The sequence below is a fragment of the Kribbella sp. NBC_01245 genome, from assembly GCF_036226525.1.
Taxonomy (GTDB): domain Bacteria; phylum Actinomycetota; class Actinomycetes; order Propionibacteriales; family Kribbellaceae; genus Kribbella.
Window position 1 is genome coordinate 1,791,795 of record NZ_CP108487.1, and the last position, 21,565, is coordinate 1,813,359.

General features: G+C 69.6%; 7 protein-coding genes. 6 read left to right on the forward strand and 1 reads right to left on the reverse strand.

The features are described from left to right. Window positions 1-69 precede the first annotated feature (69 nt). From OG394_RS07925 to OG394_RS07950, 6 genes are read left to right on the forward strand one after another with little or no spacing between them, the layout of a single operon-like run. Complete coding sequence (locus OG394_RS07925) at window positions 70-570, forward strand: hypothetical protein (RefSeq protein ID WP_328994351.1); 501 nt, start codon at window positions 70-72, stop codon at window positions 568-570. Continuing rightward, window positions 567-10,370 (forward strand): DUF6603 domain-containing protein, encoded by a 9,804-nt coding sequence (locus tag OG394_RS07930; RefSeq protein ID WP_328994352.1) that lies wholly within the window; start codon window positions 567-569, stop codon window positions 10,368-10,370. The genes OG394_RS07925 and OG394_RS07930 overlap by 4 nt, the downstream gene beginning before the upstream one ends. After that, a complete protein-coding gene (locus OG394_RS07935; protein WP_328994353.1) occupies window positions 10,370-12,268 on the forward strand; it encodes a hypothetical protein in 1,899 nt (632 codons plus the stop codon). Before OG394_RS07930 ends, OG394_RS07935 begins: the two co-directional genes overlap by 1 nt. Continuing rightward, the gene (locus tag OG394_RS07940) at window positions 12,265-13,236 is read left to right on the forward strand and encodes a hypothetical protein (RefSeq protein ID WP_328994354.1); all 972 of its coding nucleotides are present in this window, start codon (window positions 12,265-12,267) and stop codon (window positions 13,234-13,236) included. Before OG394_RS07935 ends, OG394_RS07940 begins: the two co-directional genes overlap by 4 nt. After that, window positions 13,236-17,012 (forward strand): hypothetical protein, encoded by a 3,777-nt coding sequence (locus tag OG394_RS07945; RefSeq protein ID WP_328994355.1) that lies wholly within the window; start codon window positions 13,236-13,238, stop codon window positions 17,010-17,012. Before OG394_RS07940 ends, OG394_RS07945 begins: the two co-directional genes overlap by 1 nt. Next, window positions 17,009-20,680, forward strand: a complete 3,672-nt coding sequence (locus tag OG394_RS07950; protein ID WP_328994356.1) for a hypothetical protein — start codon at window positions 17,009-17,011, stop codon at window positions 20,678-20,680. The genes OG394_RS07945 and OG394_RS07950 overlap by 4 nt, the downstream gene beginning before the upstream one ends. Window positions 20,681-20,900: 220 nt before the next feature. Here the strand turns inward: OG394_RS07950 and OG394_RS07955 are convergent, their stop codons facing one another. Further along, on the reverse strand, window positions 20,901-21,524 hold the full coding sequence (locus tag OG394_RS07955) for an HNH endonuclease family protein (protein WP_328994357.1): 624 nt from the start codon (window positions 21,522-21,524) through the stop codon (window positions 20,901-20,903). Window positions 21,525-21,565: the final 41 nt, after the last annotated feature.

Below are 21,565 nucleotides of genomic sequence, written 5' to 3' on the forward strand. Positions count from 1 at the left end.
GGCGTGACCGGTTCGGATGGGCTGGTCTGAGCTGGGTGGGGGAGGAATGCGGCGTGCTGTTCGAGGAATATGGCCAGCCGTGAGGCGGTCCGCGCCAGACCCGGGCCGCTGCTGAAGGTCGAGGCCGAGAAGGCGCAACGCCTTCTGCAGCAGAGCGTGCGCCTGGTCGCCGATTTGCCGAAAGACTCGTCGGCCGATGTCGTCTGGGTGCAAGGCGCCAGCGAGTTGCTCGTACGCACCGGGTCGATCGGTCTGGACTGCCGCGAGGGTCTGATCACCGTGACGCTCACCGTCACGTGCGACCAGTTGCGCGAGGACGCGCTGATCCAGGTCCCGTTCGCGGTCGGTACTGATCGGGCGCCTGCCGGGCTGGTGATGTCCGCACTCACCCGGCCGGTCGGCGTTGACCTGGTGATCGACGAGTGGTCGTCCGCGCTGACTGCGTTCGCGTGGGAGGCGGTGCTGCATCTGGCGCAGACGCTCTGCGCGCAAGAGGGCGCGTTCGTGCCGGCTTCGATCGCGGCCGCCCGCGGCGTACTGCTGATCCTGCCGGTGGAGCGACGACCATGACGATGACCGCGGACAGCCTCGACTCGTTCGGCCGACTGGCGACGGCGATCGGCCTGCTCGATCCGAACGGCCAGCCCAACTCGTCCTGGTTCGGCGACCCCCTCGGAGCCACCGCGACGACCGGCAACCAGCACGGCCTGCGGCACCTGCTCGCGGACGACGCGCAGCGCACCGCGTTGTTCGAGTTCGTCGACGAGATCCTCGGGCCGCCGGACCAGCGGGTGCGTTCCGGCAAAACGTGGGTGCCTCTGTTCAGCGAACAAAGCATCACCTTGTACGCCGTGGTGGAGGCCGTCGCGGGCCAGGTCGAGCTGGGAATCGGCGTCGACCACAACACGGGTACGACGCTCCCCCGCGTTTCGACCCGGATCCACGTGCCGGTCTTCCGCTTCGCGCGACGGGGTGGTCCCGCCCTCGCCGGCACGGGCGACCTGCCGGCCTGGCTGATGCTCGGCACGCCCGGCGCCCGGATCGGGATCACCGTCGACGCGACCTTCACCGACACCACGCCACCGCCCGGCGAGGCGGGATTGGCCGGGGTCTCGGTCGGTCTCGGCATCCCGACCGCCAGCGGCGACGACCTCTCCATAGAGTTCGAGCTGCAAGGCCTACAGCTCCCCGGCGCCCAAGCCCCGCGCACGTTCTCGTTCGACGCGAGCAGTCTCGAAGAGCTCGGCACCGACGTATTCGACCTGGTACTCGGCCTCGTCCGTGCCCAGGCCGACGCCCTCAGCGGACTCGATCCAGCCCTCGCGCCGTTCCGCGCGGTCGCCGGTCTAATAGGCCTGAGGGACGTCGGCGGCCTACCCCCGCTACCGCTCGCCGATTTGCCGACACAAGGCATCTCCGCGCTGGTCGAGTGGGTCGAGCAAGTCCTGTCCGACAACACGGCCCGCGACGCCTGGCTGGGTGAACTCGCCGGCCTCCTCGGCGGCACGCTCATCCCTGCCGACGACGCCGTCCGGGTCACCGCAGGCCCACTCGAATTCGTCATCGGCATCCGCGTCGAACCGGGCTCGGCCGGTCATCCCCTGCTCATTCCTTGGGCCGAGATCGCCCTCAATACCGGAACGGGCGCCCGCGCCAGGCTCACCGCAGACCTGCTCCGCGCCGATACCGGAACAGGGGCCTGTACGGCGTTGCCGGCGCTCCGAGCCGAGGCCGTCTTCGGGGCTGACGCGGATGGCGCCGACCTCATCCCCGGCACAGCGCCCCACCTTGGCAGTGTCCACACGGGTATCGCCCTGGATCCGGCCGGCCGGCCCGCCTTCGTCCTCACCCTGCACGACGTCGTCATCACCAACGGCGGCCCGCGATACGACGTACTCGATCTCTCGTCGCCATCGGCAGCGCTGGATGCAGCGGCGGACATACTCGAGACCGCGCTGAGAAACGCCATCGCCGACCTCGGACCAGCAGGCGTGCTGATCAACCGGTTGATCGGGCTGGACCCGCCGACCGGCATCGACGCCATCGAACTACCAGAGCTGCTCGCCGATCCGATCAAGGCCATCCGCGACTACTGGCAGGACCTCACCGATACTGATGCGACGGCAGCCGCGGCCGACGTACTCGGACGACTGAGGTCACTCGTCACCGGCGAGCCGTTCGCGTTGATCGCCGGAGCCGGAACCGCCGTCGATCCCTGGCAAGTGGAACTGGTGGAAGGCGTCGAGCTGGACATCTGGCGAGACGGTACGACGCTGTCAGTGGACCTCGTCGGCGCGGTGACGACACCCGTTCTCGGCGAGCACGAAGTCACGGCCACCTTGGGCGTCCTGCTCCTCCGGACCGACCTCGCCACCGGCACGGCCGCGTTTGTGGTGGACACGCACGGCAAGCTGTCAATTGGCAGACAAGACGGCCAACCCGTCGAGCTGCCGCTCGGGTCCGTCGCGATCACGGCCAACGACTTCGCCATCGAGGCCAGCTGGTCCCCCGCCCATGGACTCCGCGCACTCGTCGGTGCCGACGGCCTCGCGGTGGTCGCGGGCGAGACGCGCATCGCGCTCCCGCTGCCGGAGTTCGACAACAACGGCGAGCTCGTCCTGCCAACCCCCGACTGGCCCGCCATCGAGCAAGCCGCCGCCGCACTCCTGGCAGAGCTCGGCATCCCTACGGTCGACGCGCTGCTCGAGTTCGCTGGTTGGACCGGGAGCGGCGCGCGGTTGTCATTGGAAGGCCTGCTCGGCCTGGATCCCGGCGCTGCCGTCCAAGCGTGGCTGGCCGATCTGATCCTCGATTGCGAGAACGTACGGACAGCGCTCGGCCCAGTCGCGGCGTTGCTGAGCGGCTTCCACACCAGCGTGCCGTTCGGATCGGGCTCAGTCCGTACGCCGTACCGCTGCCCAGTCGCCGGGCAGGCGCGCGCTCCCGGGCTGGCCGTTTGGATGGATCCGGGCTGCTCCAACGACTTCGCCGAACTGCTTCCACGCCTCACCGCCCTCACCATCGGCGAGCAACCCGAGCCGGAAACGATCGTCGGCATCCTGCGTGGCGCAGCCACCGCCCTTCCGGACATTGCCGATCTGCTGGTCGGACGCGACTCCCTCGCCGAGGGCCTCGGCCTGCTGCTGACCCGCTGGACCGGCACCGACGGCCTCACCGGGCAGCCCGCCACGCTCCCCGACGACGTCACCGGTCTCGAACTCGGCGGCCTGAGTTACGACGAACTCGTCGCCCTCGGCAGTGTCGGCCTACTGGTCGGCGACGTGCTCGACCCGGCCCCGGCCGCCGTCATCCACGTCGGCTGCGAAGCCACCTGGACCACCGACCGCCCAGCCGGAACCGCCTTCGACCGCACAGGCACCGAAACCGCCGACACCAGCGGCGCCATCCCGGCATCGGGCGGCGGTACCTGGTTCGTCCGGCTGCCCACGCCGGCGGCGGCCGCCATCGCGCGACCGGACCGCGGGGGTGTCGGTGAGCAGGCCGCCCGGCTCAGCGTCTTGCTGGCGGATCGGGCGGACCCTGTCGTCGTCATCGCGTACGGCGCCTGTGGTGCGGCCGCGATCCGGGCTGCCGCCACCGCCCCGGCCGTCTCCAACGTCGTGACAGTCGGTACGCCGTGGGCAGGTCTCGCCGTCGACAGCCTCCGCAACGGCCTCGGTGGTGACGCGCTGCGCCTCCTCGAACGACTGCGCCGGCCCAACGTCCCGTCCTGGCCAGACCAGTTGCTCGCGCAGCAGGCGACACCGCATGAGCAGGCCCGTCGGGTCATCCAGCGAAGCCTCAGCGACCTCGATCTGCCGTCGGCCGGTGGCGAGGCGAGACGTGCCGGATTGACCGTGCACGCGGTGTTCGGACAGCTGGATGAGTCGACCCTCAAAACCGGGCTCGGCGCATTCGTTGCCGACGGCATCAATGCGCGGATCGCCGCCAACATCCCACCACCCGGAGCCGACGACGCCGCCAGGACGGGACTGCACGCCGCCCTCGACGTACCGGTGATCGACCTGGATCTCGGCGGTCTCCTGGTCGGTATCGGTGTGCGCGTCGAGCTGTGCCGGATCGGTCGGGCGACACCAGGTCCAGGTCTGGAAGCGTCCCTGATCCGCGGTGTCGTGCTCGATGTACACCTCGGCGTGCACGACGGTTGGCTCGTCGGCGGCCCTGGTTCGGGCAGCACGGTCGGCGATCTGCGCTGGATGTCCGCCCAGATCGACGTACCCCTCGACGGCAGGCCGGGTGACGCCGAGCTGGTGCTGCACGAGGCGCGCGGTTTCGACATCGACCGAGAGCGGTGGGTGGTCCGAGCGGACGCGGCCGGCGCGGCGCCCGACGTACCGGCCATCGACATCACCGGCGTGGTTCCGGAAGTCCGCGTACTGCTCTCGGACGTGGTCGGCCGTCTGCGCGTGGCCTCACCCGATCTCGCCGCCGTGCTCGACCTCGTCGGCCTAACCCGCGCGGGCGGGCTGGACCCCGACGGCCTCGACCGGCTGCTGCACGACACGGCGATCACGTTGCGCGGCGCCGTCACGGCAGGCGCAGACGAACTCGCCACCCGACTCCGCGCCTTGGTGCCAGCAGCCACCGGCACCGGCAGCACTCTCAACTGGACGATCGGCCCGGCCACGATCGCCATCGACCTCGCCGCAGGCACGCTGACGGCCAACCTCAACGCGGCGCCACTCCAGCTCCAGGTCGCGTTGACCAGCACGGGCGCCTCGGCAACCGCGTCAATCGGGACAGCGGGCGGCCTTCAGCTCAGAGCGCGAACGTTGCCGACCGCAACGGTCTCGGTCGATTGGGCCGGACGCGAGGTCGCACTACTGCCCACCCCCGACCCAACCGCCCTCAAAGACCTGGCGACAACGCTGCTGCCTGCCGTCACGGCGCACGGCCTGCTCAGCGCGTTCCGACAACTCGTCTCGAGTACGGCGGCACCTCTGCTCGACACCGCGCTCGACGCGGTCGGCCTGCTCACACCGGCGGATCCGCTCGGCTTCCGCGGCGTCGTCGTACCGATCGGCCTGGTGCAGGATCCCGGCGCATGGTTGCGGAATGCGCTACCACTGCAGGCCACCAACGCGGTAGTGCTACTCGACGCGCTCGCACCCCTCGTCGTACCGGATCGCGGCTCGGCAACCGGCTGGCCGCTTGGCAATGGCGTAGCAGTCGGATACGGCGTCGAGGCGGGCGACCAGTTGCGGCTCACGATCGACGTCGGCCTGGCCGTGAACATGACCGGCGGGTCCATCGTCACGACCCAACTCGGCGGCGGCCTGCTGATCGGACCCGACGCACTCCCCCACCCGACCCTCGAGCTGTCCGTCAACGTGGACGGCCGCGGCCTCGCTCTGGTAGTTGCCCCAGGCACCGATCCCCCAGTCCGGCTCAGCCTCATCCGACCGCCCGCGCCCTCCCTCCAGCTCTACCCCGGTGGCCCCGGCTTCGGCGACGTACTGGCCACGGCCGGTGAAACCGTCGTACCGATCGTGCTCAACACCCTCGCCGGTCACCGCACCGACGCCGGTACGACGCTCGTGAAGGCCGTCGGCCAGGCCGTGTTCGACGTCGGCGGCGCACTCGATCTCCGGGACGGCGCGACGTTCACGGCGGCAAAGGTGACCGCCTTCGCGACCGATCCCGCGACCCGGCTCACGGCCCGGCTGCCGCAGCTCATCACCTCCGGTACGGCGGCCATCGCCAACGCCCTCGACCCGGCGCACGCCCTGGTCGAAGTCACACCCGGGCCCGACAAGGTGACGCTCGGGTTCGGCGTCGGCCGGGACTTCCGCGTGGTGCTCGACGCGAGTGGTGTCGTACCGGCGATCGAGATCCAGGCCGACGTCGAGATCGACGGGGTCGGCCGGCTGATGGTGGAACGGCTGCGGCTGTCGACCACCGGGGTCGACGTGGCGGCAACGCTTGGTCCGATCGTGCTGGACCTTGGGGCGTTCTCGCTAAGACCACTGATCGTCGTCCGGGCCGGATCCGCCACGACCGCACGCACAATAGGTGTCGGCCTCGCGCTGGACGATCTGGCAGCGAGGGCGGTGGAATTCCGGTGGGCGCTCGACGCCAGTCCGCCGACGCTCGCCGCGGTCCGCCGTACGGTGACCGGGGAATCGCTCGGCACCGAGGCCGAAGCCGGCCAATGGCTGCTGGCCCTCGCGCTTTCGATCGCGGGCGGCGTGGTGGTCGACGGGCTGCAGCCGGTGCTCACCGCGAAGGCGAAGGCATGCCTGCAAGGCGTCGTGTTCACGAACGTCGCGAGTAGCACCGAAGTCGATCCAGGCCTCGCGCTCGACCTGCTCAACCCCGACGCGCTACTCGTCAGACTGAAGCGCCTGCTCTGGAACGCCGCCCAGGCCCCCGCGTTGTCCGTCACCCTGGACGGCGTCGTGACCATCGGCCTGGCCGCCACCGGCGCCGCCACCAAGCAGCTCGGCGTCAACATCACGCTCGCGCCGGGCCGGCGCTTCACGATCGCCGAGGGGGACGTCAAGGTCGAGCTCGAAGTCGACGCGACCTGGGTCAACCCGGCCGTGCCCGCGGGCCTGTCCATCTACGTCCTATCCGGCCCCGACGCCGCCACGCTGGCCATCGTCCCGGCCGTCTCGGTCGCGGGCCTCGGTCTGCGGTTCAGCAAGATGACCGGCGCCCTGTTGTCACTGGGTGCCGTGTCGCTCGACGGCATCGCGGTCCACCTGTACGGCGAAGCCACGCCGGCCGGTATCGGTGGTGGCGTCAACCTCGAACTCGCCGGGCTCGCCTTCTCCCCCAGCGCGGGCGGCGGCAGCAACGGCGTGGCGAACAGCATCATGAACGACGCGGGCCAGGCCGGACCCGCGAGCCGTCCGGCCTTCTCGCCCTCGATCGCCGTCCAGAAACATCCCGGCCTTGGGCCTGCCGTATCCCTGCGGGCGGGACCGCCACCAGGGCCGTGGTGGATCGTCGTCCAGCGGCAGCTCGGCCCGCTGTACCTCGAACGCGTCGGCCTCGACACCGTTGAGACGGCCGGGACCGTCAGCCGTATCTCGCTGCTGTTCGACGGCCGCGTCTCGATCTTCGGCCTGACCGCCGCCGTCGACCGGCTGTCGCTCAGCTGGACCGGCGGCGACGTACTCGACGCCGACAGCTGGGCCGTCGACCTGATGGGCCTGGCGGTATCGGCCGACCTGTCCGGGATCTCCCTGTCCGGCGGCATGCTCAAGACGATCGGCCCACCGGAGAACGGTCCGGTCTCGTACGTCGGCATGCTGCTCGGCCGGTTCGGGATCTATGGCCTGTCCGTGTTCGGCGGTTACACCGACGACAACGGCAATCCGTCGTTCTTCGTCTTCGGCGCGATCAACGGGCCGATCGGTGGACCGCCCGCGTTCTTCGTCACCGGTATCGGCGGCGGTCTCGGCATCAACCGCGGCCTGCGGATCCCGGACGACGTCACGCACTTCAACGACTTCCCCTTCATCAAGGCGCTCGATCCCGCGTCCAGGCCGTCGGACGATCCGATGGGCGAGCTGCGCAAGCTCAACGAGTACTTCCCGCCACAGCGCGGCAACTTCTGGTTCGCCGCGGGGATCAGCTTCAACTCGTTCGCGCTGGTCGACGGCATCGCGGTGATCGCGGTGTCCTTCGGCGACGGGCTGGAGATCAACCTGCTCGGCCTCGCGCGGATGGCCTTGCCGCGACCGGAGGCGGCGCTGGTCTCGATCGAACTCGGCCTGCTGGCCCGGTTCTCCACCCGCGAAGGCGTGTTCATGATCCGCGCCGGGCTCACCGAGAACTCGTGGCTGCTCTATCCAGAGGTGCGGCTGACCGGCGGCTTCGCGTTCGCGATCTGGTGGAAGGGCCCGCTGGCCGGGCAGTTCGTGATGACGCTTGGCGGCTATCATCCGGACTTCCACCGCGAGGGCTATCCCGAGGTACCGCGGCTCGGCCTGATCTGGCGGTTCAGCGACGCCATCGTGATCAAGGGCGGCGCCTACTTCGCGCTCACCTCCGAGGCGCTGATGGCCGGTGTCGACGTCGAGGTCTCGGCGAGCTTCGGCTGGGCCTGGGCGAAGATCGCGTTCGGCGCGCACGGCATCGTCTACTTCGACCCGTTCTGGTTCGAGGTGATGGCGTACGCCCGGATCTCGGCCGGGATCAGGATCAGCACGTTCTTCGGCACGATCAGCTTCAGCATCTCAATCGGCGCCAAGATCAAGGTCTGGGGCCCGGACTTCTCCGGCGAGGCGACCCTGGAGATCGGGCCGTGCGACATCACCGTCGGCTTCGGCAGCGAGCGCAAGACCGATCCACGCACGCTGGCCTGGGGTGAGTTCGTCGCGAAATACCTGGAGGACGCCGGGTCCGGCACCGCCCGCGCGCTGTCGGCCATCACCGGACGCGGCACGTTGCCCGCGGCAACCAATGGCGACCGCTCGGCGCCAACGTCCGACGGTACGCCGGAGCGCCCGTTCGAGGTGTACGCCGAGTTCGAGCTGACCGTGGTGACCACGGTTCCGACTTCCCGGGTCGACGTCGATCTGGCGACCGGTGTCGTGCCGGTACCGGTGATCCGGTCCGACGGTTTGGCGGCGAGTCTCGGGCTGAAGCCGATGAAGTCCGGCTCGCTCAGTTCGACGTTGCGAATCCGCCTCGAGCAGCGCGACCCGTCGACCGGGGTTTGGCAGGCGATCAACGATCGGCTTCGGCTGCTGGGCGCCAACCTGGCCGCCGCCGCGCCGAGGCCCGAGGGCAGCACGATTGGCAGGGACTCGTTCCCGATCGGAGCCTGGGGTGAACCCGAATCCGACGGTGTGCCGGCTCCACTGCCGCAGGGAGACGTCGTACAGGCCGGCAATCTCGTCCGGCTGGTCGCCGAAGCCACCAACTTCGCCCGCGGGCCTGAGATCGACTACTACAAGGTGGAAGCCGCTCGTCGACCGCTGCCGCTGCAGGCCGGTGGGCCGGCGCGTGGCGATCTCCTCCAGCAGGCCACCACCGTCGTACTGCCCGTCGTCGGCACCGTCGCCGCAGCGCTCAACGCGGCAAGTGCGCAACTCTTCACCGCACAAACGGCCGCGACGCCTGCAGGGCTTCTGGTCACTGGTGAACGCAGCGCGCTGGCCAAGGCGTCGTACCGGGGTGAGGTCGCGGCGCCGCCTCTCTTCGGGACGCTGGCCGACGGTATGGCCGAGGTGAACGGTGACGACGCCGACGCCGGCCGGGTTGATCCGGGACCGGGCAAGCCGTTGCGCAGGTTGCGTACGCCCGTGGTGGCCGGCTATCTCACCGCCGGGTCAGGGGTGGCCGAGCGAGCGGGCGGTACGACGGTGGCCGATCGGCGGCTCAAGCGTCGTACGGCGCCCACCCTCGACTCGGTGCAGGCGCGGTTGGGGGCGCATCTGCCGATTCGGTTGCACACCACGGCCGTGCCTTCGGTCGAGCAGAAGGACACGTTGGCCGCCGTGCGGGTGCCGCGTACCGAGGCCGTCGGCGCGGTTCGGTCGTACGCGCTCGGGACCAGCGGCCTGACCGGCTTGGTCGGCGGTCTCGACAGCGGCTTCGATGACAATACGAGGGCCAACCGAAGGGTCTCGGACGAAGGACGCATGCTGGCCTCGGGCGAACTGGTCGTGCTCGCCTTGCCCGACGCGTCCGTCGACTTCGGGGACGAGCGGCCGCAGTTGATCGTCGACGGCAACGCTCGCGTGACCGTTCTTCGCGGCGACGGCGAGGTCGTCGTTGACGCGGTCATCCGCGAACTAGCGGTTCCACCCGGCGCGGCGCTGGTCGCCGTACAGGCTGATGGGCCGACCGGAACTGGCGACGGGCTCGCGGGTTGGCATCTGCGGTCGCGCGTGTGCTCTCTCGGCTCGCAAGCGGCGTTGGCCGCGGGCTGCGTGATCACCGCCGACGGCGGGCCGACCGTGCAAGGCGCCGTGTGGGTGACCGCAGCCGAGTTGCTCGCCGGCACGGCGGCCACCAAGACCTGGTTCAGCCACTCGATCCAAGCGGTCGCGGTTGTGCTCGAGGAAGGCTCGGGCGACCGGTTGGAGTCCGTCGAGCTCGACCTCACCGGCACCCGCCGGGCACTCGATGCCGATGGCAACGAACTGCCGCCGATAGTGCTGCTGTCCGGCGACCAAGCAGTGCTCATCTACCCGCTGCAAGGCGGGCGGACCCCGGTCGCCGTACAGGTTCGATCGGGTGGCGACTGGCAGGTCACCGGCGTGCTCGGCGGCGACCAAGGTGTAGAGGCGTTGAGCCAGGCCATCGTTCGCGACGGCGTCGTCGCCGCGGCCGGACGGCTGCTGTCGGCAGCGGGCGATGGGTGCCGCATGAGCTGGATCGAGGGACGCTGATGGCCGTCGGTGAAGGCAAGTTCGTGCTCTACTCGCGGATCGAGCCGCCGTTACAGGCAGGCGACTACCGCTTCAAGGTCAACCAGGACCTGACCGCCACCGGCCATGCCGCGGGACAGCTGCCGGTCGCGGAGTTGCCGGCGCACGTGACGGTCCGCTCCCCCAGGTACACGCTGCCGCCCGACCAGGTGTTGTCCACGTACCCGCCCGCCGGGAGCGAGGGCTCGTACGGCTCGCGCCTGCCGCAGGTGGTCATCCGGCGACGGACCCTGCCGTGGGAGCGCCTGGTCGAGACCGGCCAACCCCGCACGCACCCGTGGCTGGCGTTGGTGCTGGTCGCCGAGGGCGAGGCCGAGCTCAAGCTGAACCAGCCGGTCGCGCAATGCGTCACGCCCGGCAAAACCCTCCCGGGTAAGGCGGATGTCGAACTCGGCAACTACCTGCAGATCCGCAAGTCGATGGTGGACCGGATCTTCCCGACCCGGCTCGACGTACCGCTGCTGGCCCACGCGCGCGAAGTCGACATCCACGACACCGAGTTGATGATGGGCGACGACGACGGCTTCCTGGCCGTTGTCATCGGCAACCGTCTGCCATTGCCCGGACGCGACCCGCAGGGCAACCCGGTGCCGGTGAAGTACCTGGCCTGCCTGGTCAGCCTCGAAGGCCAGTTCACCAGCTTGATCCCGAGCGCGCCCGAGCCTTCGGCGTTCACGCTGCAACCGACGAAGACGGTCGCGATCCAGACCAACCTGGCCCAGTGGGACCACGCCAAGATGGGCATGACGCCGTACGACGTCACCCCGGCGCCGGCGTTCGACCACCTGCCGGCAGCTGCCGAGGTCCAGACCATCGGCACCATCTCCGGCATCCCGGCCACGGGCACGGCCGCGGCCAAGTCCGTGCAGCAGACCGGGTGGTCCGCGGAGGCGAAGCTGAAGAGCAACGCCGACGTGTACGCCGACATGGCGCGTGACTTCTCCGATGCCGTGGTGTCCGGGTTCGTCGCGGGTGACTTCGTCAAGCTCGATCCGACCATGCGGTTCCCGGTATTGCTGCACTGGAGCTTCAGCTCCTTCGGCAGCATGACGTTCCGGTCATTGGTCGAAGGGCTCGACTCGGGCCTGCTCGGCACAGTGCCGGAGGAGCCGGACGAGTCAGGCCGCAAGCCGCTGGAGGTCGTCGAGACCGGCCACACCGGGCTGGACCACCGACTTCGGCGCGGCGATGGCGTGCGCTGCTGGTATCGCGGTCCGTTCGTGCCGCACCCGACGAACCTGGAGCGACTGCCGCTGGCGCACGCGGCGGACCAGCTGCGCATCGTCGTACCGGATGGGCGGGAGGACATCTCGATCTCGGCGGCGTTCGAGATCGGGCGGTTGCTCGCACTGGCCCGGCCTTCGATGGTGGCGGCGCTGATGCGCTGGCGGCAGACCGGGTACCAGATCGCGCGCCGGGATGCGGTGTGGAAGGACCACGCGCACTTCCTGGCCGACATCCTCGGCGAGGTCGGCAAGATCGACGCCCGCATCGGCGTACGGCTCGGACGTGGTCTGGCCGAGGCCGCCATCAAGCGTCCGGAGGACCTGCTCGGCAACCCGGCGCCGCTGGTCACCCAGGGCGTACGCCTGCCAATCGACGAGTCCGCCGAAGCCTTGCTGGCAACGGGATTCGGGTTCTCACGGGAGGTGCTGACGGGTGATCCAGTGGAGGTACTCACGAGGCTGCGCGACACCTCGGTGCTGCGGTCGAAGCCGGCCAGCGTGAGCCCGGACGTACAACGGTTGCTCACGGCAACGTTGGACCGCGAGGTCGACCGGCTGGTGATGGACACGTTCGCCCGGAACAAGCGGATCCCGGACGCACTCGACCACCTGATCGAGGGGGACAACCGATGAAGGTCACCGCCACGGCCGTACTGAAAGAGCTGCCGTTCGCGATCAGCCAGCTGCCACCGGTCGAGATCGCGTCCGAGGACGACGGCGATGGCGCGCTTCCCGCCGAGCTGCGCGACTGGCTGGTTCGGCTGCGACTGCTCGACGGGGTGCCGTTCGCGTACCTGGTCGCGGACACCGAGCTGCTGCCGCCCGAGTCGATCCGCTGGTTCTACATCGACCGGCGCTGGACCGACGCGCTCGTCCAGGGCGCACTGGCCGTCGGCACGGTGAACAGCGACGACCGGACCCAGCTGACCGCGCAATACCCGAGCGTCCGGGACGAGCTGGACAACGAGGAGCGCAATCTCCGCCGGGACCGCGGCTCGAAGCGGTACGCCGGTGACGCCGGACCGATCAGCGGGTTCATCCTCCGCTCCCAGGCCGTCTCGGGTTGGCCTGCCATGCACGTCCGGGCGTTCAGCATCGACGCCGGACCGGATGCCGATGAGGCCCGGATCAAGGAGGACGAGCCCGGCCGGATGCGGCTGCTTCGGTTGGAACGGCTGGCGCCGGCGGTGTTGCTGTGCCTGTTCGACGGCGTGCCCAAGGTCGTCCATCTCGAGGAACCACGGCAGGGCGTGCAGTTCGGCTTCGAGGCCAACGAGCAGAACGGCCAAGTCGAGGCCACCCTCAAACCACGGAACGCGACCACCTTCGAATACCTGCCGGGCGCGCCGATCGACGTACCGTTCCGCGTCGGCACACCTGGCGTGGTCGACATCCAGCGGCTCGAACGGCGGCTCAAACCGCGCGTCGGCAGTGGCGCGGCGGATGGGCTCGACAGCTCCGAGTACGCCTTGCAGCTGGTGCGATTCCCCTTCCGCCAGGTCTTCGGGGATCCGAGTCTCACGCAGGTGAAGCTGGTCTTCAAACCGACGGTCGCGTACAAGGTCATGATCGAACAGGTCTTCCGGCAGGAGGGTCCGTGATGGTCGATCCGGAGCTGCGCCGCAAGGCCATCCTCGAACCCCGGTTCACCGTGCTCGCCCGGTCCGGGGTGGACTTGCCGACGATCGCGAACTGGGACCGTCGGATCTCCCGGCGGACCCGCATCCTTGTGCCCGTTGACGTCCAGGCGTTCGTGGTGACGGCCGTCGACGACGAGAAGACCGTGCCCGTCACGGGTGGAGCCGGTGATCCCGGTCCGTTCGATGCCGGCGAGGTGCGGCCCAGCGGCGTACATCTGCATTGGGCGATGCCGGACGCCCTGCTGTCGGGCAAGGACTACGAGGGCGCCCTGAAGTTGCCGGCACTACCCGATCGCTGGGTGGTCATACGGACGCTGCAACCGAGCGAAGGCGCGCAGGTGGACGTCCGTGGCTGGGTCATCGACGCGCCGACCGCGACGGTCATGCCGCTGCCGTCGTACGACGGAACCGTGCCGACGTCGTCGGGTCAGCCGTTGATCCAGCCACTCGATGGCGCTGCGGGCGGGTCGTTGCTCTGGACCGCGTCGTACTCGGCCAGTGCTGGGCGGTTCGGCTTCCACGATCCGCTGGATGATCTGGAGGGTAAGAAGCCCGAGGGCGAGCAGGCGGTTTACACCGTCGCCGGGTGGTGGAGTTCGCTCGATCAGGACCCGCTGGCCGGCTCCATCGGGCCGCGTCGGCTGGATGCGCGGCTGGCCGAGCTCGGCTGGCACGTCGTCCACGACGGTGACGACGACGCCTTGGTCGAGGAGGATCCGCGGCTGGTCCGGCTGCGTTCGGCGATCGGCCTGAAGGCGCCGCAGGAGAACGCTCCGGCCGCGATCAAGGGAGCAGACGGCCGGACGGTTTCGGGCGCCTTGGACAACATCACCTTCGCGATGAAGTCGCCGGTCAAGCTGGCGGAGAAGGTGCTGATGATGCCTGCACTTCCGCGCTACGCGACACTCGTGCACGGCAGCGTGCTCGGCGTTCCGATCGGCAAGGAGCTACCGGGTGCCGACGATCGGCCGGCGCCCGAGGCCGTCGGAGTGGCGTTCGGGCAGGACACCGATGACGTCGCGGCCGCCTTTGGCGCGAAGGCGTTGGGTCTGGGCGAGGCCGATCGGCGGTCGGCCGAGACGTTGATGGCGGCCTTCACCAGCGGGTTGATCGAGCAGCTCGGCTCGCCCGATGGGCTGGAGGATCTGGCCGAGCGCGAACACGGCGACGGCTTCTGGTCCTTACCCGGTACGCCGCTCGCCGCCGCGCAGCCCGACCGGTTACACGCCGAGGACAGCGCGCCGATGGGGCCGATGACCGTCGGCCGGAAAGGGCGAGCCGCGCAACCGCTGGACCGTCTCGCCGCTCGACTCGAATGGTCTGACGTGTCGCTTGGCACCGGTCGTACGAAGAAGGCGTTCGCCGCCCGGACGGGCGAGACGAGGTTGAAGGGGGTCGGGAAGGCGCTGTCGCAGTCGCGCGAGGTGGTTCGCCCGGCGCCACGGTTCTTCCGGCCGCAGGCGCCCATGCTCGCGTTGCGCGGCGCCCGGCCGAACCACCGGCACCACGGCGACGGCCTGTTCGACGGGAACGGGCGACTGCGCTGCCGCTATCCCCGCGAGTGCGTGCCGGAGATCGAAGGCGTAGTCACCGGCAGCGCCGTACTGCCCTCACTCGGCTCCGGCGCCATCCCGTCCGAGGTGCTCAGCGTCGTCCGCGAGGCCGTACTGCTGAACCCGTACGGCTATCGGTGGCTCGCCGCGGTCGGTGCTCCGAAGGGCGCGAACCTGGTTGCCTATAGCAACCGAATTGCCGCGGAGATGGTCCGGCTGTACGGCGTCGAGGGCGTGTACGACGGGACCTCGCACGTCGGCTCGTCATCGGCAGAGCCGGCCGCGAATGGCGGTTGGCAGGGGGTCTCCGTCAGCGCGACCATGATCAACCGGCAGATCACGGCGGTGCTGGCCGAGCACGCGCTGGTCCGGGGTACGCCGCCGAGCCCGGTCGCGCTGACCACCTGGCGGCAACCGTGGATCCCGCTCTGGCTGGAGTGGCAGGTCACGCTCGACGGGCGGGACTCGATCGACGGCTGGAAACTGGACGACCTCGACCTTGAGCCCGACTCCCCCGTCTCTGGCGGTGGCAACCCCGTCACGACCACGCTCACGGGGCGGAGCCCGATCGGGCAGGGTGTGTCGAAGTCGCTGCATGAGGGCATCCGGCGCTGGATCGGCACCGAAATCCAGCGCGACGCGACCGGCAGCTCGACCCTGCCGACGTCCGACCAGAACGCGCTGGAACGGCTCGGCGATCTGGTCGCACCGCTCGACCTGGTGTCGGCATCACTCGACGGCATCCGCGAGCAACTGCTCGGCATCCCGTACGTCGGCGTACTGGATCGTGGCACCGGCGAGGACCCGTTGCCTCAGGCAACCGGTGCGCCCGCGCCCCTCTTCGGCGGGACTTGTCGGCTCGACAATCTGCGTCTGGTCGACGCCTTTGGGCGTACCCTCGACATCCCGTCGGCGGCTCTCGACGCGACCGCGACGACTTTGGATCTCGAGGTCGATGGACAGACCGGGACGATTCGGTTGCGGCCGCGGATCCAGCACTTGGCCCGCTGGCTCTTCCGGTTGGTCGATCCCAGCCAGGCTGCGGCGACCGCGCCCGAAGAGCTGCGCGAGGCGTACGTCGACCAGCTCGATCCGGTCGGCGCGGTCAATCCGGTCTCCGGGTTCTTGCTGCCGGACCACATTGACGAGGAGCTGGAGGCCTTCACCGTCGGCGGTACGGCGATCGGGCAGATCGGCCATGACGCTGTCAGCGGTGCCGTCGTCTGGGACCCGGCACCCGGTCGGCCGATTCCGCCGGACGCGGGCCCGTTGACCGAACTGGACGCGCAGAGCCGGATCACCGGTGAGATCGCGGCCGGGCTGGTCCAGGCGGATGCGGCCGCACGCCATCTCGACGTGCCACCCGCGGCTAGCGCGTTGACCTCGCTGTTGCGGGCGATCGATACGACGCTGTGGACGGTCGACACGTTCGCCGCGATCGGTTCGCCCACCGTGGCCGGCCTGGTCGGACGGCCGGTGGCGATCGTACGGGCGACGCTCCGGCTGGACGCGCCGGATGACCTGGACGAGGTCGACGTGGTGGCCACGGGTGGCGCTGACGCGCGGCGGGCGGCGTTCGAGGCGATGCGGGAGCAGCGGTTCGAGGTACGGCTCGGGGCGCTGACGCGCGCGGACGACGCTCTGCTCGGCTTCTACGTCGACGACGATTACGCGCACCTTCACCTCGTTGACCGAGTGATCGCTGCCCAGGCGATCGACAGTGGGCGGCAGCACGGTCATCTCGGACTGCTCGGAGCGGTCACGACCCCCGCGGTCGATCCGCTCGCGCATCCGTACCTCGTGCCGGACGGGACCATCCGGCTTCGGGTCGGCCAGACCGTGCGGTTGACGTTGCTGATGTTGCCGGTCGGCCGGGTACATCTGACCTCAGGGATCCTGCCGCGTAAGCAGCTCGCGCTTTCCGACGACTGGGTCACGCCGGGTCTGCGCAAGCTGGTGCCGTCGGTGCGGGTCGGGCCGGTGCTGGTCGATCCCGCGGAAATCCGGCTGCCACTGGTGAACCTGCTCGGCGACCACCAGACGTTCACCCGCCGGACCGGCCCGCTCACCTGGCGGGATGACGCGATCGTGGCGGCCACCCAGTCGGCGTACCTGCCGCGTCTTCCACACGAGGCGCAGGAAGGCTATATCCGCGTGACTCCGACCGAAGAAGGCTCATCGTGAGCCCGCGAAAGTACGGCCGGGGACGGGCCTCGGAGCGGCAGGCCTTCGTCGCCAATCGCGCTGGCTCGTTTGACCCTGCCGCGTTGGCCGAGGCGTTGACCGCGCGGGTCGCTGACGTCTTTGAGGCGGGGTTGCTTGCCCCGGGCAACAATGTTAGGCGGTGGGTGCCGATCGGGCCGTCGGTGGTGCGGTCGAAGCGCGGGCTGTTCGGGGCCTCTTGGCCGCGGGCGACTGGGCGGGTGCGGGACTTGGCGGTGAGTACGGATGGACGCCGGGCCTACGCGGCCACGGCTAAGGGCGGGCTCTGGTACACCGAGGATGGCGCGGCGACCTGGGCGCCCATTGGCGGCTGGGCTGAGCGCGCCGGCGTACGGGGTGGGGTGAACAACGCGCAGGCGTGCGGCTGCGTGCTCGTCTCGTTTGGCGCTGGAGCCGCGGACGACTTCGTGATGATCGGGACCGGCGAGCTGCAAGGGTTCGGCCGTCCGCCTGCACGTCCTGCGCTCGGCGGCCGAGGTGTTCTGGCCGCGCGTGGCCCGGCGGCGTCCGCATCGGCTGATCCGTGGGAACCCGAGGCCGGGATCGCTTTGCTGGAGGATCTTGGCGTCTTCGAACTTGCCCGCGATCCCGCGTCCACGGCCGGCACCACGTCAGGTGCCGGCCTGGACCGGGTAATGGCTGCGACCAGCCGCGGGTTGTTCCTCGGTACGCGTGGGCCTGCCGCGGCGCCGCACAACGGGTCGTTCACGTGGGTGGCGCGTCCGGCGCTTGGGCCGTTCATGGGACTTCCCGCCGGGCAACAGCCGATCGTCACCGACGTGATGTGGCTGACCGGCGGACGCCTGCTGGTCTCGGTCGCGCGCGGGCTGGAGACCCCGACCGCGCTCGCGCCGCCTGGTAGTGGGGTGGCGTTCAGCGACGACGCCGGGCTGACGTTCCACTGGGTGACGAACCTCGATCCGACGGCCGTTGGCGCCGTACCGATCGTGGGCCGGATGTCGTTCGCGAATCCCGCCGCCGACCGCGTCTACGTTCTCGGCGACCGGCAGACGGGTGCACCCACCGCGACGGACGCCGCCGTCTGGCGTATCCCGGCGGCGGCCGCGGCGACGCCGACCGCCGACCTGCTGACCGGCGTACCGATGGTCTGGTTACGGAACTCGCTTGGCAAGAACCAGCGCGACTACGACCAGACCATCGCCGTCGATATCGTCGCGGGCGTCGACCGGATCTACCTCGGCGGCAACGTGGCGAGCCCGAGCGCCTCGGTGTGGTGCATGGACGTCGCCGGGTCCGCGCTCGTGCCCGCCCCGGGGGTGTCGAGGGTCGGCGCGCCTCCCGGCGGCGACGGCGCGAGCACCGCTGGCCTCATCGGCGACGACATTCACCCCGACGTACACATGATCCGGTTCGCGGGCGCCGCGCCGAACCGCCAGGTGTGGGTGGCGACCGACGGCGGCGTCTTCGTCTCGACCCGGGCCGGCCGTGCGCAGACCTTCGCGGTGCGGGCCACCGGTATGGCCGCGCTCGAGGCCAACTTCATCGCGCCACACCCGTCGTCCAGCCACTTCGCGGCCTTCGGTTCGCAGGACAACGGGCGCCACTCGCGCATCGGCGACGTGGTGTGGGAGGACATGATGGGCGGTGACGGCGGCGGAGTCGCGTTCCACCCGAACCAGTCGCAGCTGATCGTGTCCCAGTTCTTCCGCGCTAACTGGGGTGCCGATCCGTCGAGCGGTTTCGCGAGTCCGCTCGACCAGAACTCCGGCACCGTCACCATCTCGACCGACCGCGAAAGCAACCTGTCGGCCTTCTACTCGGGGTCCGCCACAGTGCGCAGTACGGCTACTGTCGGCCGTCTCGCGATCGGCACCAACCGCGTCTGGCTTACGGACAACCTCGGCACGTCTGCCGTCAACACCTGGCGAGTGCTGCCGTATCCGGGCGGCGTCGCGCCGAACCCGCGCTCCGGCGGTGGCGATCTGCCCGCGAACCGCGGCGTCGGCGTACCGGGTGGCGCCCCGCTCGCACCTGTTGCCGGGGGCAACGGACCGCTGGGTGACGTGATCACGGCGAAGTGGGCCAGCCCGACCGTCATCCTGGTGCTTTTTGCGAACGGGCTGGTCCGGTGGACGCAGGACGCGGTGACCGGTCAGTGGAGCTCGCGCGTGCTGGTCGCGCCGGCTGGCGTCGTTCTCGCGCCCGCGGTGGCCGATGCGCCGGATCCGGCCGTCACCATGCTCAGCGACGTGGCGCCGATCCCCGGCTCGAACGACTTCTACCTCGTCACGACGGGTGCTACCGCTGGAGAGACGTGTCTGCTCTTCCACGACTCGGGCAGCCGCTTCTTCCCGACGCAACTTCGCAGCCAACTCCCGCCACTCGACCCTGCGTATTCGTCTGTGGTCGACCCCGAGGTGACCAGCAATGTGTACGTCGGAACCGTGACGGGCGTGTGGCGTGGCGTCCGCGGGGCTGGTCCGCCCGCCGCCGGTTCGCCTTGGCCGCATACGTGGACGTGGGACGTTAATGGTCTCCCCCAGGCCGCCGTACAGGATCTGGCGATTTGGGTTGACCCGACTGGCGATGCGTCGAGCCCGCGGTTGTTGCGGGCGGCGATCCAGGCTCGTGGCATTTGGGAGCTCGACCTGAAGGCGGCGACTGAGCCTCAACGCACGTACCTGCGCGTCCATCTGCGCGACGACCGGCGACGCTTGCCGACACCGATGGCCAACCCGCGACTCCGGCCCGGCTCGGCCGACGTGGTTCCGTATGCGAGTCCCGACGTGGTGATCCGGCCGAAGGCCAGTCCGGCCACGGCGCCGACTTGGCGATTGGGGCCCGCTGACACGATCCACGCGGGCAACGTTCCGGCGTACCAGCTGTGGACCTTCCAGACCGCGTTCCGGTGGATCTATCCGTCGGTGCTCGCGGATGGTCGGTGGACCGACGCCTTTGGCGCGCTGGTCGAATTCCACCGCAGTACGCTGCCGGCATTGGCACCGGTCGAACCCAAGATCAACAAGGCGTTGTGGGATTCGGTTGTCGGCGGCACTCATCTCAGCCCGACCGGCCAGGTCACCGCGAACGCCGCCGACCCGCTCGCCGTCTATCGCGCGGGCTGGCAGACCCCGCTCGCCATGGACGCGGTCGCGACCGAAGTGGATTTGCTGGAGAACGTCGTCGTACCCCGGACGCTGCTCGACGTCCAACAGGTCTTCAAGGAACCGAGCACGGTCGACGTCCTCATCCACCACCGCGACACGTCCCCCACGGCCGCCTTCGCCCTACTTCTCTGGCGATCCAGCGCATCCCCATCGACGTTGCTCAACACCGACGTGACCAACCTCCCCGCGTACGTCGCCTCAGTCCTCGCGGCCGGCCCCGTCCCTTCCGTCCCCACCGGCTGGGACCGCCCACCCGGTCCCGCGCGCATCCCGCTATCGGTCCCGGTAGACGCCCGCATGCCCCGAGCCGTCCCCATCGACGTGGACCTCTCGACCATCCCCACCGGCCACTTCGTACTCTTCCTAGCCATCGCCGGCTCAACCGCCGACCTCTGCACAGCCCCACCCGTAGGCCTCCCGGCCACCCCCAAACCCCCCGACCTAACCAAATCCTGGCCCCACGCCGCCCTCCGCCTAATCCGCGTCACCCCCCGCCCCTAACGGCCAGCGCCACCGCGCGCGCCGTTTCTTCCTCCCGCGAGTGGTCACCTCTGACCCGCGCGCGAGTGGCCCGGCAGAACGCGACCACTCACGCCAGGACGTCGGCGGCATACCTTCTTACGTTCATTCGTCGCAATCCGCCCTCCAGCACCGCGTACCTGTGCGGGTGCGCGGCGGGAAGAGGGCGGATTGCGACGAATGAACGTAAGAAGGGGGTGGTCTAGCAGGCGTTGAGCATTGAGGTGAGTGCGGTCTTTTCGGATGACTGGAGGGAGAGGCCGTAGTAGGACTTCACCCAGATCCACTCGCGGGCGTAGATGCAGTGGACGCTGGTGTTGGTGGGTTTCCACGAGGCTGGGTCGCGGTCGCCCTTTGAGCGGTTGCTCGACGCTGTTACCGCGATCAGCTGTGCGCGGGTCAGGTCGTTCGCGAACTGCTGGCGCCTACTGGTCGTCCACGTGTTCGCACCCGACCTCCACGCCTCCGCCAACGGCACGATGTGGTCGATGTCGACCGACGAGTCGTCCTCCACCCAGACCGCGTCGTACACGCTGTACCAACGACCAGCGGTCGGCTCACACCCCGAGTCGACGGTCACCCCAGTGCCGTCCCGCTTCAGCACCTCATCCCGCGTGTCGCACGTGCCGGACACCGTCGACCAATGCGGGAACAAGTCGCGGCTATACCCATTGGTCGACCCCTCAGCCCGGACCGTCAACGCGCTGAGCTGCGACCGAGCAGTCGCCTCGCTAGGCGGAGTCGGTGGATAAGCGAACGCCGCTGGAGCGGTCAACGAGAAGACCACTGTCAGGACGAGCAGGCAAAGAACGGATAAGCGACGCATCTCGGACCTCCGAGGTTCGGGCGGACATCCCCCGCGACTCC